Below are 18986 nucleotides of genomic sequence, written 5' to 3' on the forward strand. Positions count from 1 at the left end.
GGTAAATAAGCCGTCAGAAATGGCCAGATATGATAAGTTGCGCGGCCTCACAAAAGGAAACTGAGCTATGACATTTGACTGGCAAATAGCGCCGCTAAATCGCGACCTGATACCTGAAATACAGGAACGCATCGACCAAAAAACCAAACCTCTCGGCGCCCTCGGCCAGCTAGAACAGCTCGCCCTGCAGATCGCCCTGGTGCAACAGCGCAAACGCCTCAGCATTGAGCGGCCACTCATGTTGGTATTCGCCGCCGACCACGGCATTGCAGAAGAAGGTGTCAGCATCGCCCCCAGCAGTGTCACCCAACAAATGGTGCGCAATTTTTTAGCGGGCGGCGCCGCGATCAATTGTTTTTGCCGCACCAACCATATCCCGCTCAAAGTGATTGATGCCGGGATTAAAGATGAAATCAAACCTGCACCCTCGGCATTGATCGTCCAGCGCATCGCCGCAGGCACACGCAATTTTGCCCACGAACCGGCGATGACATTGGCGCAAGCCGAGCGCGCGCTGACATTGGGAAAAGAATTTGCGGAAGGCGAAATCGCGGCAGGTTCCAATTTATTAGCCTTTGGTGAAATGGGTATCGGCAATAGCAGTTCTGCTGCGGCCATACTGGCTGCCATCAGTAATGCCCCGGTAGAAACGTGTGTCGGTTTGGGCACCGGTATTAATGACCAACAACTCGCGAAAAAAATTGCGCTAGTTGCTCAAGCGGTAGCGCGAATCGAAGATAAATCGCCGCTCAATATTTTGTGTGAAGTCGGTGGTTTTGAAATCGCACAAATCTGCGGTGCTATGCTCGCCACCGCGCAAGCATGCCGGTTGATTGTGGTGGATGGTTTTATTGTTACTGCTGCTGCACTACTGGCGGTAACCATTAATCCACACGCGCGCGACTACATGATCTTCGCACACCAATCGGAAGAAGCAGGCCATCAATTAATGCTGCGTTTGTTAGATGCAAAACCCTTATTGAATTTGGGTTTGCGTTTGGGCGAAGGCACAGGCGGAGCACTGGCGATGCCGATTATCCAAGCGGCGGTGAGTTTTTATAATCAGATGGCCACCTTTGAAAGTGCCGGTGTGAAAGTGTGAAGCAACAGCTCAATTTATTTTTTCTCGCGCTGGGATTTTTTAGCCGCATCCCCATGCCTGCATGGATCGACTACTCAGCGGAAAACCTCAACCGTGCGAGCCGTTACTTCACGTTAGTCGGTTGGCTGTTGGGCGGATTAGTTGCCCTGGTTTTTCTTGCTGCCAATTATCTCTTTTCCAATTCCATCAGCCTTTGGCTGGCAATGGTTTTTAGTTTGCTACTCACCGGCGCCTTTCACGAAGATGGCCTTGCCGATACCGCCGATGGATTTGGCGGTGCCTTTGTGCGCGAGAAAAAAATCAGCATTATGAAAGACAGCCGCATCGGCACTTACGGTGCAGCGGCGCTGGTGATGGCACTGCTGGGGAAGTATCTTCTGCTGATTGAAAACACCCAAATCGCGCTGGGCATATTTATCGCCTATACACTATCGCGCGCAGTCGCCGCAAGCTTGGTATTTGATATGCGCTATGTTGCCGATGAGGATGGCAGCAAAAGCAAACCGCTGGCAAATAACCAATCCAAAACCGATTTGGTTATTTTATTAGCAACCTGCTTGCCGATATTTTTTCTACTGCCTTGGCAAAAAGCGATTTTAATAATCGCCACATTGATTGTGGTTCGATACGCCGCAAAATTCTATTTTCAAAAACAGATTGGCGGTTATACCGGCGATTGTTTGGGCGCAGCGCAACAGATTAGTGAAATGGTAATTTATGCAGTACTGCTAATTCATCTTGGTCAACTGAATATTACTTGGTGATGTGATACTGCTTTTCGCCAGTTTCTTCATCGTAATTCTGACCATCCCGTTTTGCTTTTTTCTCTATATACACTTCAGGCTGTTTAAGCGGTTCCAGATCCATTGTTTTATGGGTAACACCTTCAAAAATCGTAGCCCACAGCTCTTTATTGGGTCGCTTTCTGCGTAAATGCGCAATAAACTTTACCGCGATGTATATCGCCAAAAAGAACCCAAAAACCAAACCAAATTGAATATAAATATCGGACATCGCATTTTCCCTCAGCCTTGGTTTAACGGTTATGGTGATGCCTGGTTATTATTCAAGCTCCAACATCCAAAATGACTGGATCCAATATGATTACGTTAGTGTTAGGCGGCGCCCGCTCAGGTAAATCGCGCATTGCACAGGAGCTGGCAAGTGCCAGCGCATTGCCTGTGGTGTATATCGCCACCGCAACCGCGTTAGATGACGAGATGGCAACGCGAATTGAACATCACCAACACAATCGCCCAAGTGAATGGCGCCTGCGCGAATGCCCGTTGAATTTAGCCTCCGCATTGCAAGAAGAAACCCAGCAACCGCAAACCATATTGGTAGATTGTTTAACACTCTGGCTTAACAACCAATTGTTTGAATATCCCGAGCAAGATTTTTCCGTTTTGTTTGATGCACTCGTTAATAGCCTGAGTGCGAACAACGCCAACGTAATTTTTGTTGCCAATGAAGTGGGGCTGGGAATAATTCCGCTGGGTGAAGTGAGCCGGAAATTTGTGGATGAAGCAGGCCGATTAAATCAACAACTCGCACAAATCGCTGACAAAGTATTGTTTGTCGCCGCCGGTTTACCTTTAGCATTAAAAGACAACACCAAATGACTTCTACAATCATCACACTAGTGAGGCACGGAAAAGTCGCAGGCCCCGCCGCGCTTTACGGCCGCACAGATATCGCACTCAGTGCAGCAGGCCATAACGATTTAACGCACGCGTTAAATAATCTGCACATGCAAACGCCCATCCACCATCTAATCAGTTCACCACGTTTGCGCTGCTTCCAAGTCGCACAAGAATTTTCCGCGCAATATAAAATTCCGTTGCACACTGAAGACAATCTACAAGAAATGGATTTCGGTATCTGGGATGGAATCCCGTTTGATGAGCTGGGCGATGAATGGAAAAACATTGAAGCCTTCTGGGAATCACCTCACTTCATGCAACCACCAGAAGGTGAATCACTAACCGATTTCGCAGCGCGGGTTATCACCAGCTGGGAATCACTAATCAACAACAATAAATCTGGGCATCACGCAATAATTTGTCACGGCGGCGTTATCCGAATTATTATCGCTCACATACTAAAACTGGATTGGCGCAACCCTGCCCTATTCAAACAATTGCAGATTGATTACACGAGTTGCACACGAATTGAGATTGGCAATTATGAGAAGGCCGTGCCGGTTATTAAGTGGATTGGATTTTGTGATCTCAACACTCGTCCATAGCTAATCAACTCATTACACTTTAGTTCACACCTCACTCACCAAATTCCGCTAAAATTCCCCTGTTTATCTTTAGATAGAACCTGCAATACACCCCAATACCAACGGACACACTGTGGAACCTTTAAATACCGATCAACTCCAAACCCTACCGGATCACAATCAAAGCCTGGTTGCGCGTACCCTGCATGAATGGAAACAACTGGCAGTGCTAGGCGCGCCTATTTTGATTGCACAGTTGGCGCAGATGGCGAATGGGGTTATCGATACGGTGATGGCAGGCCATGCAAGCGCAGAAGATTTGGCAGGTGTGGCGATTGGTGCAAGCCTGTGGGTGCCGGTGTTGTTATTTTTTGCGGGTGTGTTGAGTGCGTTGCAGCCTACGATCTCCGGGCACCGTGGTGCGGGGGAATTGCAAAAAATTATGCCTACAACCTGGCAGGGAATTTATATTGCGCTTGTGGCCATGGTGGTGATGGTTTTATTGCTGGTGAATACTCAACCGGTGCTGCGAATTTTACAACTTGATGCAGTGACAGCCGCGATTGCTGATGGTTATCTAGATGCGTTTGCCTGGGGCGTACCTGCGCTGCTGCTGTTGACGGCGCTGCGCGGCTTGACCGATGGCTTGGGGCATACGCGCGTTATCATGGTGTTTTCTTTAATCAGCACACTGCTAAACCTGCCACTCAATTACATTTTTATTTACGGATTTGATTTTATTGTTTTTCAAGTACCGGCCATGGGCGGAATCGGTTGCGGTTGGGCGACGAGTATTGCCAACTGGGTTGCCACACTTGCACTGCTTGTTTATTTAAATCGCAGTGCGACCTTCAAAAACTTTCATTTGATTGGTGATTGGGTTGCACCTGCGAAATCAGAAATCGCCCGCCTGCTGAAATTGGGATTGCCGATTGGTTTTACCATGTTTATTGAAGTGAGCATGTTTTGCATGATCGCACTGTTTCTTGCACCATTGGGATCAACAACCGTTGCAGGCCATCAAATCGTACTCAATGTGACCTCGGTATTATTTATGCTGCCGCTGAGTTTGGGCATGGCCTTAACACTGCGTATCAGCTTTTTAGTCGGCGCCGCTGACCATGACGAAGCGCGCTTGCTTGCCCGCAGTTCACTTTTGCTAGCGGTGGGCATTAGCTGCATTAATGCGCCGATTTTATTTTTTGGGCGCGAATGGCTCGCCGGTTTATACACATCAGATATGAGTGTTCAACAGGTTGCAACCACATTATTTATGCTCGCCGCCCTATTCCAAATCGTCGATGTTATTCAGGTCACCATGATCAACGTACAGCGCGGCTACAAGGATACCAAAACCCCGATGTTTATCATGCTGCTGTCATTCTGGGGCATTTGTTTACCGCTCGGTTATGTGCTGACTTTCAAAGATTGGCTAACAGCACCCTTGGGTGCTCCCGGCTTTTGGATGGCATTAATTGCCGGATTGACCTGCGCAGCGCTTTTATTAACCGTGCGGATGTTTAGATTTCGGCCTGCAAATTTTTCCACTCGCGAATAAAGTGGCAAAAGCTAAATTACTCGTCATACCTGCGAACGCAGGTATCCAGACAATTGATGTTTATGGATACCCGCGTTCGCGGGCATGACGAAGGTGTATTATCAGAAATCGCCTTAATGCAAGTAGCGGCGATTAATTGATGGCTTCCCACAAAAGCAGAATTGAAAGCTGCTTAAATACTGGAGTTACTATGAAAAACCTACGGAGTTTATTTCCCGTTATTTGTGGCATGAGCCTTGTTGCCTGCGCCCAGGTTGCAGAACCCAACAAAAACGATGCACAGAGCACACCACAAAAAAATCAAAGTGTGCAAACAACAACTAGAGCCAACACCACAATTAATACCAACGCCGCGCAAGTTCCGGTGGCTGCACCTATGCTGACGCAAAAAGAATTTTCTGCTTGTTTAACTGCATTTTCGGCAAAAGCCAAAGCGGCGGGCATTTCACAAAATACAATCAATAGCAGCCTTGCCAAAGCAGAACTTAATACACAAGTATTGGAACTGGATCGCAAGCAGCCTGAATTCACCACCAGCTTTGCCGATTATTTTAATCGCCGCGTCACCGAGCAGCGTGTTGTACAAGGCCGCGCACTCTTGATTAAACATAAGGATTTATTCGCACGCGTTGAACAGGAATACGGTGTGCCTGCTGCTTATTTGGTTTCGTTTTGGGGATTGGAAACCAATTTCGGCAGTTACTTCGGCAATATTCCGGTTGTCGATTCCCTCGCCACACTTGCCTGCGATGCGCGCCGCAGTACTTTTTTTACCATCGAATTAATAAACGCGCTGCGCATTTTGGATGAAGGTGCAATCGCACCGAATAAAATGAAGGGCTCCTGGGCGGGCGCCATGGGACATGTGCAATTTATGCCATCGTCCTTCTTAAAAAATGCCGTGGATTTTGATGGCGACCACAAGCGCGATTTATGGAACAGCACACCAGATGCCATGGCATCTGCAGCAAATTTTTTGAAAAACCTTGGTTGGCAAACGGAAGGACGTTGGGGGCGTGAAGTTAAATTACCAAAAGATTTCCCCTTCCTTGAAGCAGGTTTAAAAAATAATAAATCGATTGCAGAATGGACCAAGCTCGGCGTTACACGCGCCGACAACTCTCCACTACCGCAAGCGGATATGAACGCGTCACTGCTAGTACCTTCTGGCCACGAAGGTCCGGCATTTTTGGTGTACGACAATTTCAATGTGATTATGCGTTGGAACCGTTCTGAATTTTACGCGATTGCCGTTGGCCAGCTCGCCGACCAGATCGCGGGCGGTGGAAAATTATTACAACCGCCACCGGTAGATGCTCCGCGTTTGCACCGCGACCAAGTCATCGCGCTGCAACAACAACTCAACAACAAAGGCTTCAGCCTCGGCACACCCGACGGCATATTAGGCCCAGCAACGCGCCGTGCCATCGGTGAATTCCAACACCAGCAAGGCATGATCGCCGACGGTTTCCCCGGCACCCAAGTGCTCGGTTTACTCGGAATAAAAGTGGTAAAACACTAACTTGCGCGGATAAATAAAATGATCAGCTGCAACCAACACGACTATATCGAAATCGTCTGCATGTACCACTACCCGATTAAGCTCACGCTAAAATCGGGTGACATCATCGAGGGAATTGCGTTGGACACACAGCGCAATGACCAGCGCGATGAATGCATAAAAATTGATATTGAAGGCGTTGAGCAGCTGGTGGTTTTGGAGGAAATTAAAATGTTGGAAGTTATGGTGGAGAATCCACACCTGCAGAAAGTTACATTTTAATAAGCAAATTGTTTTTGCCTTCAAAAAAAACGGCTGACAAATTATCAGCCGTTTTTTGTTTGACTCAACCTTTTTTTACCAACCACACGCCTGCCCTTGATTTTCTTTCTCCAACCACTGCATCAGCGGTGCGAAATAATCGATGATGGCGGAGGCATCCATTTGGCGGGTGCCTATGGCCTCTTCCAAAACATCTTGCCAGGGTTTACTAGCACCGGCAGCGAGCATAGTTTGCAATTTGGCACCGGCTTCTTTGCTGTTGTAGATAGAGCATTCATGCAAAGGGCCTTTAAATCCGGCGGCGTCGCACAGGGCTTTGTGAAATTGGAATTGTAAAATGTGTGCAATGAAATAGCGGGTGTAGGGAACATTGGCTGCTATATGGTATTTTGCGCCCGCGTCAAAATCTTGCTCGGTGCGCTCAACGGGAGCGCTAATACCTTGATATTTTGTGCGTAGTTCCCACCAGGTTTTGTTGTAATCTTCCGGTTTAATTTCACCGGAAAATACTTTCCAACGCCATTGGTCAATTAATTTTCCGAACGGCAGAAATGCGATTTTTCCAAGCGCTAATTTCATTTGTTGGTTGATAACAGTTTGCTCGCTGCTTTCTGTACTTTCAATTAAGCCTATTGCATTTAAATAACCGGGCGTAATGGATAACACAATCGTATCGCCAATTGCTTCATGGAAGCCGTCATTAGCACCGTTTTGGAATAGCATGGGCTTGTCGTTGTACGCAAGGTCATAATAAATATGGCCTAACTCGTGGTGCATGGTTTCAAATTCTTCGTCTGTAGGTTCTACGCACTGTTTAATGCGCACATCTTCTTTGGCATCCATCGTCCAGGCGCTTGCATGGCACACCACTTCGCGGTCGCGCGGTTTGGTGAGCATGGAGTTTTTCCAGAAGCTGTCTGGCAGTGAGCGTAAACCTAAAGAAGTAAAAAAGTTTTCTGCAATTTTGGTAATTGCGATAGCGTCTTTATTTTGTTTGACCAATGCAGCGGTGATATCAAGATCGCCAACGCCGGGATAAGGTTCTACCAAATCATAAATACTGTCCCACTGTTGGCTCCACATGTTCCCAAGCAAATGAGCAGGAATGGGCTTATCCAGTGGTACTTTGTCTGCACCGTATTGCTTGGAAAGATCGGTACGCACCTTACAATGTAATGCTTTATACAGCGGCTCTACTTGTTGCCACAAACGCTCCACATCCGCTTCGAATTCATTAGCGGGCATATCGTAGCCAGATTTCCATGATGCGCCCAAATCACTAAACCCATAAGCGCGTGCACCACTATTGGCGATCTCCACATAGCGCTGATAATCGCCGCGATAGGCACGCGCAATACCGTGCCATCCAGTCCAGGCATCCACCAGTTCGTTGTAATCGCGGCTTTTGGCGAGCACATCGGACAACTGATTTAAATCGCGGCAATTTTCTGTGCCGCTTTCAGGCTTACAATATTTTCCCGCACCATAGACACCTTCCATGTGCGTACCAATGCGCGCAAGTTCAGCGCGTGCTTCAGGAGTATCGGGCGGCAATAAGGTTTTGCCTTGGGTCATGTTGATATAAGCTTTTTTTGTTTCCGCCGACATAGGTGCATCTTTATAAACACGCGCTTCTGACAACAATTCTTTTTCCATCGCCATCCATTTTTCATTGGCTTTGGTGGCCAGCATCGCAGAATCATCATTCAGATAAGTGACATAAACCCACTGTGCAGCGTTGTACTCATAATAATTATCGAGATAGGTTTTGTTTGCATCGGCAATAAACTCATCTACCGATTTAGTAGGCTTAGTCGTTGTCGCAGTAGCTTGATCACTATTGGATGGCGCCTTACTGCAAGCACCTAAACAGCAAAGCGCAATACTGGAGAATAAAATGTTGCGCAGGTTAATTTTGTTTTTCATAACATTACCCTGTGAATAATTAATTAATTCCGCCCATGCCGCGTTTCAGCAGTGGTGAAATTACCAATAGCACTATGCCTGCGCCCACCCCAAGGATGGTCATGTATTCAAATAAATTAGTGTAGGTGGCGAGCATTGCCGTCACATCGGTTTTTTCTGATGTATCAATCGCTGCCAATTTAGATAAACGAGTAGCGAGGGTTTCTGATAATCCCGTTGCCACAAACCACGTGCCCATACTTACACCTACAACACGAGGGATCGACAAGGAGGTCACAGCAGATAATCCAATCGGCGATAAACACAGTTCGCCGGTGCTGTGGAGCAGATAAGCGAGCACCATCCAGATGGCTGCCACCTTGCCTGCATCATTAGGAAACTGTGCACCGAGTACCAATGCACCAAAGCCCAAGCCGGCCAACATAATGCCAAAAGAAAACTTTACCGGTGTTGAAGGATTCAAGCCGCGCACCGACAACCAAGGCCAGAGCAACGCAAAAGGAATTGCGAGCAGCATAATAAATGCAGGATTGAGTGCAGCAAATTGACTTGTCACTATTGTGATACCAAACACATCGCGTTCCAGTACGCGATCAGCAAATAAGGTCATAGATGCGGCGGACTGCTCGAACAGCGACCAGAATACGATGGTGAAAATAATCATCACCATCAACACTAGGGTGCGGGTAAATTCAACACTGCGGTGATAAATAAAACCGTAAGCAACAAAGATGACCAATGCTAACAACGCGGAGTAAAGCCAATATTCCGTCGCATCTTCAGATAGCTGAATAACCTTGTTCTGGGTGAGCACACTGCCAATTCCAACCACCAAGACCATGGCGACAAAAAATAGGAAACCTTTTTGTGATTGCCGGGATTTTGAGTAAATCATCGAGTATGCAATGATTCCCACAATCCCCAATAACAGGAATATATTTTGCGTGACATGCACCACTGGTTCACTTTGCACTAACCACCAAACCACCGGCAGCGCAGCCAAACTGGCAATATAAATCCACCATTCTTTCTTAATACCAGCGCGTTTTGAATTTAACCAATCAACACAGGGGGATTCTGCATAACCTTTCAAATAACGCTGGCCATATAAAAACGTAAACATCCCGAAAATCATGCCGACACCGGCAAGGCCAAAACCGTATTTCCAGCCATAGGTTTCACCTAACCAACCACACAATAAAATGGCGGCGAGTGAACCGACGTTGATACCCATATAGAACAGGGTGAAACCGGAATCGCGGCGCGGGTCGTTATCGGCGTAGAGTTTGCCCACAATCACGGAGATATTCGGTTTTAAAAAACCAACACCAATAACAATAAAGGCAATCGCCAAATAAAATATATTCAACGCGGCAGTATCTTGCTTGGTGACTTCAGTGGCGAGTACGGTACCAGCGGCTAATACCTCACCCGTCTTCAGGGTTAAAGCTTCAACCAATACTGTTCCCGCAGGGTAATGCACGGCTTGCTGGCCTTCAAACGCCATTAAGAAATGGCCGATACACAACAAAACTCCACCAAATAAAACGGCGCGTCGCGTGCCCAAATACCGGTCGGCAATCAGGCCACCAATCACCGGGGTTGCATACACCAAACCGGCATAGGCACCGAGAATATCCAGACCAGCTCCGTCAGAAAACAAATGGTACTTGGTAATATAGAGCAGCAGGATATATTTCATCCCATAAAACGAAAATCGCTCCCACAATTCTGTACTAAAGCATACGTAAAGTCCCTTGGGATGGCCGAGGAAATCACCGCTGGTATTATTCATATGGATATCTTTACTTATTGGTTTGTCGATAGTGCAACTCTAGCCGTTCAGGCATAAAAAAACCACGCGCATTATCACTGCGCGTGGTCCCTATCGCACCGCTTAAAAAGTTCGCACCTATAAAAGTCACTGCTTAAAAACGCGCATTAACTCCAATAAAGCCGGAACGCCCTATCGCATCATAAGTTGCCGGATAAGTATTACCGCTATTTTCTGCTGTACCACCGTACTCATTACCCACAATCGGAGGTTCTTTATCCATAAGATTATTAATGCCGGCCCGCAATTCAATCTGTTCAGTTAACGCATAGCTCGCAAACAAATCGAAATAATTATACGAAGGGATGGTAACCAGCGCATATTCGCTCGCGTCCGCAGCACCTAATGCAACCGCATCCTGTTTCAGACTATCAAGATATTGCCAGCGCAAGCTGATTGTTAATGCATCCATCGACCAACTCAATGTTTGCGTGATGCGCCATTCTGGATCGGGACGCAAGCATGATTTACCCACCAACCCAACACAGTCTACTGAAGGGAAAAGCGCAGCGTCCTGCTGGATATTTTCCATTACGTGAACCGCATTCAATCGATAATCCAACGCCCCGAGGGATGCCAGATCAAAACTGTAATCCGCGGTGATATCCACACCCTTGGTGCTGCGTTTGCCTGCATTAACGACTGAGGCATCAACCCCCGTTTCTGTGCCCGATAATAAAGTACCCGTCAATGGGCTACGATAAATTCTCGAACAGAACAAACCATCTGCATCCTTATCCAGCAAATAGCAGCCATCCATAATATTCTGTTCAGACAGCGCGAGAATAACGTTCTCGATTTCAATATCGTAATAATCCAATGACAGATTAAATGGAATTGATTCTGCACTGTACACCAGACCAATTGTAAGTGTATCCGCTTCTTCCGGGGTTAAGTCCGGATTGCCGCCGATATAGTTATTGGTCTGTCCAGCCTGAATACTATTGAACCCACCCACTTTACCCGCAGGCACGCCGGTTTGCTCGCAGAGCGTCACCAAGGCTGGATCACTAAGCGCATCATCCTCTGCACAATAATCAATATTAAGGTCACCCGTTGAGGGTGTACGCGGCAACCCAATTTCGGCGAGGTTTGGCGCACGCACGGCATGCTGGAATAAAGAACGGAAACGCAGCGCATCATTCACCGCCCATTCGCCACCAAATTTATAACTGGTATTGTCAAATTGGTTGGTAGTTGTATCACCAATAACTACCTCATTTTCGTAATCCGCAACGCGCACGGCTGCTTCTAATGCAATCGTTTCAGCGAAGGATACATTTTCCACCAGCGGCACGCGTACCTCGGCGAATAACTCATTAACTTTTAAACCGGCATCTACCGCCGAACTACCACCAAAGCCAACTGAGTTGGCCGAGGCGAGATTTTGGTCGGGCAAATTTTCTGCATCCTCTTCACGGTATTCTATACCCGCCGCAAATTCGATTGGACTCACGGCTGATGGGAAAGTAATTCCAGTTGCCCCCGAGACCGAGCCGCCCGCGATAAATTGATCAGTCTTATTATTTTCATTCAAATTAAAGCGAATAAAATTGGCCATTTCAGGCGTGATGGTATCAGGACCAAAATAATCTATAGGTACACAACCACCACTGGGATCCTGGCAGACGATATCGCCGGTATCAGGATCTGTCACCGCCAGCATGCCCTGTTGCGATTTATTGTAATCCACATCATTACGGAAATTTTGGGCGCGCGATGTGCGGCCTTTTTGTGCAAACACTTCCCAATCATAATCGTCGAATAACTTACCGCGCAAACCTGCCACAAATTGCATGGAGGTGTTTTCATAAAGTGAATCGCGTGTGCCCAACTCGTTTAAACGACGACCGAAAGCGATATCCACCAACCCATCGTTTTGTGCAGCACCCTCTTCAACTGCATCTAATTCTGCAAAAATGGCCTGATCTTGTGCACTTAAAAAGGGGTTGTCGATATTGAGTGAATAGGGGAAAAAGAAGGTGCCTGTGGGTGCGATAATCGTATCAATACGGCTATTTGCAAACGAAAAACGCGAGAAAAACTCTGTATCATCACTAATCGCGTAAGTGCCAATAACAGAGGCCGTGTATTTTTCCTGCGGGGTAACTAAAAGGTTGTAAGGGTTAAAGTTGAAAGGGCTTACATCGCTAGTGAGGTTGCCGTTATCGTCAAACTGCACTCCTGTATCAACACCTACACCAAACGCGGGAATATCAACGGCGGTATAAATAGTCCCATTGGGATGGGTCTCACTACCGCCAGGCTCCAACATATTGTCAAGCGAAAACTCTGAAAACCCTCGTTCACCTTGGTAGAGCGCGTCTTGTTTACTGTAAGACAAACTGGCAACCACATTGCCTTTGCCGTCATCCAAATTTCCACCAAAGGTTAAGCTGAAATCATCGCGCTGCGCATCACTTTCAAAACTGGACGAAGTCGCCACATCAAGTTCTACACCGCTAAAATCTTTTTTCATAACAAAGTTAACAACACCGCCGATCGCATCTGACCCATAGACCGCAGATGCACCGCCGGTCACCACTTCAACACGCTCGATCAAGGCAGTGGGAATCATCGCCAAATCAACAAAGCCGTTGTAATCATAAGGGACAAAACGCTTGCCATCGACCAACACCAGCGTGCGCTCTTCACCGAGGTTGCGCAAATCAACAGTTGCACCACCCTCATTACCATTGTTGGTATTGTTGCCGATAGCCGCAACAAAACGCGGATCATCGCGCAAAAATTCTTCCGGGTTAATAGTGTTAGTCATCCTCAGCTCTGCTGCATCAACAATAGCGATAGCACTGTTTGATGTTAAATCAGGTCGCTTGATACGCGAGCCAGTAACGAGGGTTTCTTCAATGTTGTCTTCTGCTGTTGGCGATTGCGCATAAACCGGCGCTGTCACGCCCATCAACATGCCCGCAACACCCAATGTAATGAACTGAATACTTAATGATAACTGATGTTTTTTATTCATTTACTCGCTCCCAAGAATAGTCCATTGAAAAATTACTACTTGATACACACGAAAAATGGCAGGAAATTCCTGACTAAAAGTCGCAATTAGAAAGTGGTAGCGAATCGTCTGACATAGCGGTTTCTTTACTGCACGATCACAGAACGATCCAGATAAACTTCACTTAAAAAATCCTTTTTGTAATTGCGGTTTTCATGCCAATTAGCTGCTATTTAACGAGCATTGCTAATTGCTACTGAATTTTGTGTAGGAATCTAGGTTTTTTTGGGAGTAATAGTTCAGCCAACATTCCAGATTTATTTATAATTTTTTACTGACATTGCTGTTTAGCTTAGTAGAAATTTTTTGGATGCACCATAACGTATCAAATAAATGCACAAAAAAAATCATCTATGGATTAAAAATGTGCACAGGACAACATTTGGAAAAGGCTAATTAATAAGAAGAAAGGAAAACTGAGGCGACACACTGAAAGATTTTCTCGTACAAAAAACCTGATCATTTAAGCGATTGCAGTCAACAATTCAGCAACCGAGCCTATAACGTAATCAGGCTTGATATCTGACTGCTCAAAATACACCTGACGAAACTTTCCAGTTTTAACTAAACAACCTTTTATTCCGATTAATTGCGCACCGCCCACATCGCTATCGATATCATCGCCGACCATCAATGCATTCTCTGCCTTTACCTTTGTAGAATCCAACACCAGCCGATAAAAATCGCGGTTGGGTTTACCCATAATACGGGCGGTTTTGCTGCTGACATATTCAAGGCCGGCAACAAAAAATCCTATATCGGCTTTCAATCCTTCACTGGTTTGCCAGAAGCGGCCTTTGTGCAGTGCAATTAATTCAGCACCACTGTGCATCACATTAAATAAACGATTGATCAGATGTAAATCCCAGCGGTCACCTATATCGCCCAGCACAATGTAATCCGGCTTTTTTTCATCCCATATAAATTCGGTGAAATCGGTTTTTATCGCATCTGCAACCAACGGCCAAATGCGCAGTGGCCGGGCGGCTTGCTGCTGTAAATTGCGCAATTCCAGGGTTGCGGCAACAGCAGCACTGATCAATTCATCGGCATGGAGTTGAAAACCCATCACCCGCAATTGCGCAACCAGTTCGTCTTGTGATTTTGTTGTGGTGTTGGTGATAAAACGCAGCGCGATACCGCGCTCGCGCAACTGCGCAAGGGCAGCAATAGCGCCAGGGATGGGTTGATTGCCGATATACAGAGTTCCATCCAAATCGAGCAGAATCAATTGCGGAAGATGCGACATTGGTTATCTCCTTCACCAGACACGGGTTCAACTGGAATGGATCAACTATAGACCGACTAAACTGCCCATTCAAAACATCATTCAAATACGCAACAAATGCACCAACTTGCATGGAAAAAATATAATCACTTTTTCTCAGTGCAAATTTTTATTCACCACGCGCAATATTTCTTCTGACAATTTTGGGTCATCCACTGCGCGTGCAATCACTTGGGCACCGACCAAAGTGGCCAGTGTTAATAACGCCTGTTCGCGTTTAGCCGCTTCAGTTTTGGTGGCGGGCAATAAATTCATCACTGCGTTGAGCAGGCGATTAAAACTTTGGGTGAATGCTTGTTTAATTGCGGGCGATTGACGCGCAGCATCTATTCCCAATGCAGCCATCAAACAACCGCTACCGGGATTATCGCGATGCCCGGTCGATAAGTAGCGCGCGATAAACGCTTTGTATTTCGACCCTTTCGTTGTTGCGTGCGCCGCTTCACCTTGCTCCAAAAGCTCATCTACGGCATATGCACAGGTCTGCGCCATCAAATCCTCTTTGGATGCAAAATGGCCATAAAAACCGCCATGGGTTAAACCCACTTTTTTCATTAGATCGGCTATACCAATGCCATCAAAACCTTTTTCGCGAAATAATTGCGCAGCTGTATGCAAAATTTTTCCGCGATTTTCTGCTGCTTGCTCTCTAGTTACTCTCATCGTTATTTCCGCTCACTGATAAAAAGGCGGCCTGCCTATGACCAAATAGTGTTTGACAGTATACATGACGACCATCATATAATTATAAATGACGACTGTCATGTATAAATTAACCGAGGAATATTCCATGAACCAGCAACCCCGCATTGTGATTACCGGAATGGGTGTAACCTCACCGCTCGGTTGCGGTATTGAGCCAGTGTGGCAGAGGTTGCTCGCGGGGAAATCAGGCCTGCGCAGCCTGCCCGATGACATGGTTAATGAGCTGCCCGCTAAAGTCGGCGGTGTAGTTCCCTCTATTGATGAAGATGCTGAAGCGGGCTTGAATCCGGATGCCATTGTCACCCCCAAAGACCAGCGCAAGATGGATCGCTTTATTTTGCTCGCGCTCGCCGCCACCGATGAAGCCCTGCAACAGGCGCAGTGGCAACCGACAACCACAGAGCAGCAGGAGCGCACAGCAACCATTATCGCCTCGGGTGTTGGCGGCTTTCCGGCGATCGCGGATGCGGTGCGCACCGCCGATACACGTGGCACGCGCAAGTTATCGCCTTTCACCATTCCCTCATTTCTAGTCAATCTCGCGGCTGGGCATGTCTCGATTAAATATGGCTTTAAAGGGCCATTAGGGGCACCGGTTACGGCATGCGCAGCAGGCGTACAGGCGATTGGCGATGCCGCGCGTATGATCCGTGCGGGCGAAGTAGATGTTGCGATTTGCGGCGGCGCGGAAGCCTGTATACACACTGTAAGCCTCGGCGGTTTTGCAGCAGCGCGGGCATTATCCTCAGGTTTTAATGACGAGCCGACGCGCGCATCGCGACCGTTTGATCGCGACCGCGATGGTTTTGTGATGGGCGAAGGTGCGGGGATTTTGGTGATTGAATCGCTCGACCATGCGCTAGCGCGCGGCGCACAGCCGATTGCGGAAATTGTCGGCTACGGCACCAGTGCCGATGCTTATCATCTGACCTCGGGCCCGGAAGATGGCGACGGCGCAAAACGCGCGATGGAACTTGCCATCAAACAAGCTGGCATAAGACCCGAGCAAATCCAGCATCTCAATGCTCATGCGACCTCCACCCCGGTTGGCGACAAAGGCGAACTTGCTGCAGTAAAACGTGTATTTGGTGACGAGGAGAAGATAGCCGTGACTTCAACCAAATCAGCAACCGGCCATTTGCTCGGCGCCGCTGGTGGGATTGAAACTATTTTTACTGCGCTGGCTTTGCGCGACCAAATGATCCCGCCCACTTTGAATCTCGAACATAAGGATGATGCAGCTGTAGGTGTTGATATAGTTCACGGCAGCGCGCGCGCAGCGGTAATCGACTACGCCATCTCCAATGGCTTTGGTTTTGGTGGAGTCAACGCCAGTATTTTGTTAAAACGCTGGGTGTGAGCCGCGCGCCTCAACGCGTATACTGCGCACTCTTTTTTTGCTGCAACAGTTGAGGAGCAAGCATGTCGAAGTTTTGGAGTCAGGTGGTGCGCGAATTGGAGCCCTATGTGCCCGGTGAGCAGCCGCAAATTGAGGGCTTGATCAAGTTGAACACTAACGAGAGCCCCTACCCGCCCTCGCCCAAAGTGATCGATCTGATGACCCATGACGCCATCGACCGTTTGCGCCTCTATCCCGATCCCAATTCAAAAAAGTTGAAAAATACTATCGCCGGATATTATGGCGTGACAGCAGACCAAGTCTTTGTCGGCAATGGTTCGGATGAAGTGCTCGCGCTATTATTTATGGCATTTTTCCAGCAGGACAAGCCGCTGTTGTTCCCGGATATCAGCTACAGCTTTTATCCTGTGTACTGCAAATTATTTGGTATAGATGCGCAAACCATTCCATTGCGCGATGACTACACCATTAATTTCTCCGACTACGCCATTGCCAACGGCGGAATTATTTTCCCCAATCCCAATGCGCCTACCGCGATTGGTAAACCTCTGGCAGAAATCGAAGCGCTGCTGCAACGCAATACTGAATCGGTTGTCGTTGTCGATGAAGCCTACGTGGATTTTGGTGCGCAGACGGCGATTACATTAGTGGATAAATACCCCAATTTGCTTGTCGTACAAACGCTTTCCAAATCACGTTCACTCGCTGGAATGCGTGTGGGTTTAGCGATTGGACACAAAGATTTAATTGACGCACTTGATCGCGTTAAAAATTCATTCAACTCTTATCCGCTTGATCGTTTGGCAGAAGCCGCAACCGTAGTGGCATTTGAAGATGATGCCTACTTCAAAAGCTGCCGCGATAAAATTATCGCCACCCGCAATTGGACAGTTAAAGAGTTGGATAAGCTCGGCTTCAAGACACTGCCATCGCAAGCCAACTTTGTGTTCACCGAACCGGTCAGCAAAAACGCTGCGGATGTTGCGCAGTATTTGCGCGACCACAAAATCCTGGTGCGCTACTTTAACAAGCCCCGTATCAGCCAGTTCCTGCGTATCACCATCGGAACAGATGCAGAAATGCAAGCGCTGATCGATGTATTAAAAATGCTGTAATTTTTCTAAAAAAAACGATGCCGTAAAAAAGCCCGAACGAATCGGGCTTTTTTATTGAATTTGAACACACAACGGTTTATTTGATTTCGGAAATCTGCGTATTTTCAATAGCAAAATATTTATCCATACCAGTCCAGTGCAACAACTGTGCTACCTCTTTATTACAATTGCATAGCTTGATTGAATCGCGCGCCGAACCTTTGCGCTCTTTAAATAACAGCAGCATCCCCAATCCGGTTAGACTTAATGCCGGTGTTTCATTGAGATTAAACTCAAATTCTTTTACATCGGCTGATTCAGAATCGTTTAGCAACCGACTCCACTCTTTGCGCAAATCATTATCAATATTGCCGTGAATGCTCACCCGCAAACCACGCCCGTTATTAATGCGCACCCAGTCCATACTGGCCGAATCAGAGAACGTAATAGGACCTGATGCGCTGGTAGCCTTTGAAGTCGCCACTTTTTTAGCTGGTACAGCAGCAGTGGTCTTGCGGTTCGCCTTAATCGGAACATGACCTCTGGGCATAGAAACCGATGCATTGGCAGCAGGCTTGGTCGGTTTGGGCTGGGATTTATCCACCCAATCATCGGGAACTACATCATCCCAACTACTTTCTACTTTGCCATCACCCACCACATCATCAATCACTTTGCCACTAGTGCGTTTAAGGCGCGCCTGCTCGTCATCGGCGCGAACAATTTTGCGTTCACCCACGAAGGGAACATGATGGCGCATGCAGTACTCCCGAAATGCCGTTAGTAGTTAACCTAATTTTAGTGCACGAATAAGCAAAAGCGAGTCAGTAGCGGCACCCCTTCGTTAGTTGCACAGGTATTTTTGCAGGCGCTTTTCCTGTTGGGTTTACCGATGCGCGCTTTTACCCTTTCTTATGAAAACATATTATTGGCACACTTTTCATCTTTTGCACAAAATGCGCCCCCGTTTGGGAACTTTGGAAACACTGTTGTACTGATTTCAGCCGAGGTTTTATTCGTCTGGTAAATTCCTGATTTATTTATCATAAAAAAAATCTCCGATAAGCTTTTTTGTTGTAAAGTG

General features: G+C 47.2%; 16 protein-coding genes. 9 read left to right on the top strand and 7 right to left on the bottom strand.

What is annotated here, in order from left to right; translation table 11 throughout:
* Positions 1-67 precede the first annotated feature (67 nt).
* Both cobT and B4E62_RS05700 read left to right on the top strand, forming a co-directional pair.
* The gene (cobT, locus tag B4E62_RS05695) at positions 68-1102 is read left to right on the top strand and encodes a nicotinate-nucleotide--dimethylbenzimidazole phosphoribosyltransferase (RefSeq protein ID WP_331351442.1); all 1035 of its coding nucleotides are present in this window, start codon (positions 68-70) and stop codon (positions 1100-1102) included.
* On the top strand, positions 1099-1866 hold the full coding sequence (locus tag B4E62_RS05700) for an adenosylcobinamide-GDP ribazoletransferase (RefSeq protein ID WP_331351443.1): 768 nt from the start codon (positions 1099-1101) through the stop codon (positions 1864-1866). The genes cobT and B4E62_RS05700 overlap by 4 nt, the downstream gene beginning before the upstream one ends.
* Here B4E62_RS05700 and B4E62_RS05705 read toward each other — a convergent pair.
* Positions 1856-2116 carry a hypothetical protein gene (locus tag B4E62_RS05705; RefSeq protein ID WP_310075657.1) on the bottom strand — a complete coding sequence of 87 codons (261 nt, stop codon included), beginning with the start codon at positions 2114-2116 and terminating at the stop codon, positions 1856-1858. The two genes, B4E62_RS05700 and B4E62_RS05705, sit on opposite strands and share 11 nt — an antisense overlap.
* A gap of 86 nt (positions 2117-2202) precedes the next feature.
* On the opposite strand from B4E62_RS05705, the gene cobU reads away from it, so the two are divergent.
* The 5 genes from cobU (at position 2203) to B4E62_RS05730 (ending at position 6670) form a co-directional block, all read left to right on the top strand.
* On the top strand, positions 2203-2724 hold the full coding sequence (gene cobU, locus B4E62_RS05710) for a bifunctional adenosylcobinamide kinase/adenosylcobinamide-phosphate guanylyltransferase (RefSeq protein WP_331351444.1): 522 nt from the start codon (positions 2203-2205) through the stop codon (positions 2722-2724).
* Entirely contained in the window at positions 2721-3350 is a 630-nt protein-coding gene (locus B4E62_RS05715; protein ID WP_331351445.1) for a histidine phosphatase family protein, read from the top strand. The genes cobU and B4E62_RS05715 overlap by 4 nt, the downstream gene beginning before the upstream one ends.
* A gap of 112 nt (positions 3351-3462) precedes the next feature.
* Entirely contained in the window at positions 3463-4887 is a 1425-nt protein-coding gene (locus tag B4E62_RS05720) for an MATE family efflux transporter (protein WP_331351446.1), read from the top strand.
* Positions 4888-5077: 190 nt separating this feature from the next.
* Complete coding sequence (locus tag B4E62_RS05725; protein WP_331351447.1) at positions 5078-6409, top strand: lytic murein transglycosylase; 1332 nt, start codon at positions 5078-5080, stop codon at positions 6407-6409.
* Positions 6410-6427: 18 nt separating this feature from the next.
* Positions 6428-6670 (top strand): Rho-binding antiterminator, encoded by a 243-nt coding sequence (locus B4E62_RS05730; RefSeq protein WP_331351448.1) that lies wholly within the window; start codon positions 6428-6430, stop codon positions 6668-6670.
* A gap of 75 nt (positions 6671-6745) precedes the next feature.
* Here B4E62_RS05730 and B4E62_RS05735 read toward each other — a convergent pair whose 3' ends face one another.
* The 5 genes from B4E62_RS05735 to B4E62_RS05755 all read right to left on the bottom strand — a co-directional run bounded on the left by B4E62_RS05735 (position 6746) and on the right by B4E62_RS05755 (position 15406).
* Positions 6746-8596, bottom strand: coding sequence for a M2 family metallopeptidase (locus B4E62_RS05735; RefSeq protein WP_331351449.1), 1851 nt, complete (start codon positions 8594-8596; stop codon positions 6746-6748).
* Positions 8597-8615: 19 nt separating this feature from the next.
* Positions 8616-10391 carry a peptide MFS transporter gene (locus B4E62_RS05740; RefSeq protein ID WP_331351450.1) on the bottom strand — a complete coding sequence of 592 codons (1776 nt, stop codon included), beginning with the start codon at positions 10389-10391 and terminating at the stop codon, positions 8616-8618.
* A 133-nt stretch (positions 10392-10524) separates the two neighbouring features.
* Entirely contained in the window at positions 10525-13416 is a 2892-nt protein-coding gene (locus B4E62_RS05745; protein WP_310075642.1) for a TonB-dependent receptor domain-containing protein, read from the bottom strand.
* A 502-nt stretch (positions 13417-13918) separates the two neighbouring features.
* Positions 13919-14704, bottom strand: coding sequence for a TIGR01458 family HAD-type hydrolase (locus B4E62_RS05750; RefSeq protein ID WP_310075641.1), 786 nt, complete (start codon positions 14702-14704; stop codon positions 13919-13921).
* A 135-nt stretch (positions 14705-14839) separates the two neighbouring features.
* Positions 14840-15406 carry a TetR/AcrR family transcriptional regulator gene (locus B4E62_RS05755; RefSeq protein ID WP_331351451.1) on the bottom strand — a complete coding sequence of 189 codons (567 nt, stop codon included), beginning with the start codon at positions 15404-15406 and terminating at the stop codon, positions 14840-14842.
* A gap of 127 nt (positions 15407-15533) precedes the next feature.
* On the opposite strand from B4E62_RS05755, the gene fabF reads away from it, so the two are divergent.
* Both fabF and hisC read left to right on the top strand, forming a co-directional pair.
* Positions 15534-16808: a beta-ketoacyl-ACP synthase II gene (gene fabF / locus B4E62_RS05760; protein ID WP_310075636.1), complete on the top strand. Its 1275-nt coding sequence runs from the start codon at positions 15534-15536 to the stop codon at positions 16806-16808.
* A gap of 62 nt (positions 16809-16870) precedes the next feature.
* Positions 16871-17923 carry a histidinol-phosphate transaminase gene (hisC, locus tag B4E62_RS05765; RefSeq protein ID WP_310075635.1) on the top strand — a complete coding sequence of 351 codons (1053 nt, stop codon included), beginning with the start codon at positions 16871-16873 and terminating at the stop codon, positions 17921-17923.
* Between the two features lie 76 nt (positions 17924-17999).
* Here hisC and B4E62_RS05770 read toward each other — a convergent pair whose 3' ends face one another.
* Positions 18000-18662, bottom strand: a complete 663-nt coding sequence (locus tag B4E62_RS05770) for an STAS domain-containing protein (RefSeq protein ID WP_310075634.1) — start codon at positions 18660-18662, stop codon at positions 18000-18002.
* Positions 18663-18986 lie beyond the last annotated feature (324 nt).

The organism is Cellvibrio sp. UBA7671 (assembly GCA_002483145.1).
Taxonomy (GTDB): Bacteria; Pseudomonadota; Gammaproteobacteria; order Pseudomonadales; family Cellvibrionaceae; genus Cellvibrio; species Cellvibrio fibrivorans.

Bases quoted from the DNA above. Each gene is read 5' to 3' on its own strand.
- B4E62_RS05740 (WP_331351450.1), bottom strand. From the start codon at position 10,391: ATGAATAATACCAGCGGTGATTTCCTCGGCCATCCCAAGGGACTTTAC.
- B4E62_RS05705 (WP_310075657.1), bottom strand. From the start codon at position 2,116: ATGTCCGATATTTATATTCAATTTGGTTTGGTTTTTGGGTTCTTTTTG.
- B4E62_RS05745 (WP_310075642.1), bottom strand. From the start codon at position 13,416: ATGAATAAAAAACATCAGTTATCATTAAGTATTCAGTTCATTACATTG.
- B4E62_RS05725 (WP_331351447.1), top strand. From the start codon at position 5,078: ATGAAAAACCTACGGAGTTTATTTCCCGTTATTTGTGGCATGAGCCTT.
- B4E62_RS05735 (WP_331351449.1), bottom strand. From the start codon at position 8,596: ATGAAAAACAAAATTAACCTGCGCAACATTTTATTCTCCAGTATTGCG.
- B4E62_RS05770 (WP_310075634.1), bottom strand. From the start codon at position 18,662: ATGCGCCATCATGTTCCCTTCGTGGGTGAACGCAAAATTGTTCGCGCC.
- B4E62_RS05750 (WP_310075641.1), bottom strand. From the start codon at position 14,704: ATGTCGCATCTTCCGCAATTGATTCTGCTCGATTTGGATGGAACTCTG.
- cobU (WP_331351444.1), top strand. From the start codon at position 2,203: ATGATTACGTTAGTGTTAGGCGGCGCCCGCTCAGGTAAATCGCGCATT.
- hisC (WP_310075635.1), top strand. From the start codon at position 16,871: ATGTCGAAGTTTTGGAGTCAGGTGGTGCGCGAATTGGAGCCCTATGTG.
- B4E62_RS05755 (WP_331351451.1), bottom strand. From the start codon at position 15,406: ATGAGAGTAACTAGAGAGCAAGCAGCAGAAAATCGCGGAAAAATTTTG.
- B4E62_RS05730 (WP_331351448.1), top strand. From the start codon at position 6,428: ATGATCAGCTGCAACCAACACGACTATATCGAAATCGTCTGCATGTAC.
- B4E62_RS05715 (WP_331351445.1), top strand. From the start codon at position 2,721: ATGACTTCTACAATCATCACACTAGTGAGGCACGGAAAAGTCGCAGGC.
- fabF (WP_310075636.1), top strand. From the start codon at position 15,534: ATGAACCAGCAACCCCGCATTGTGATTACCGGAATGGGTGTAACCTCA.
- cobT (WP_331351442.1), top strand. From the start codon at position 68: ATGACATTTGACTGGCAAATAGCGCCGCTAAATCGCGACCTGATACCT.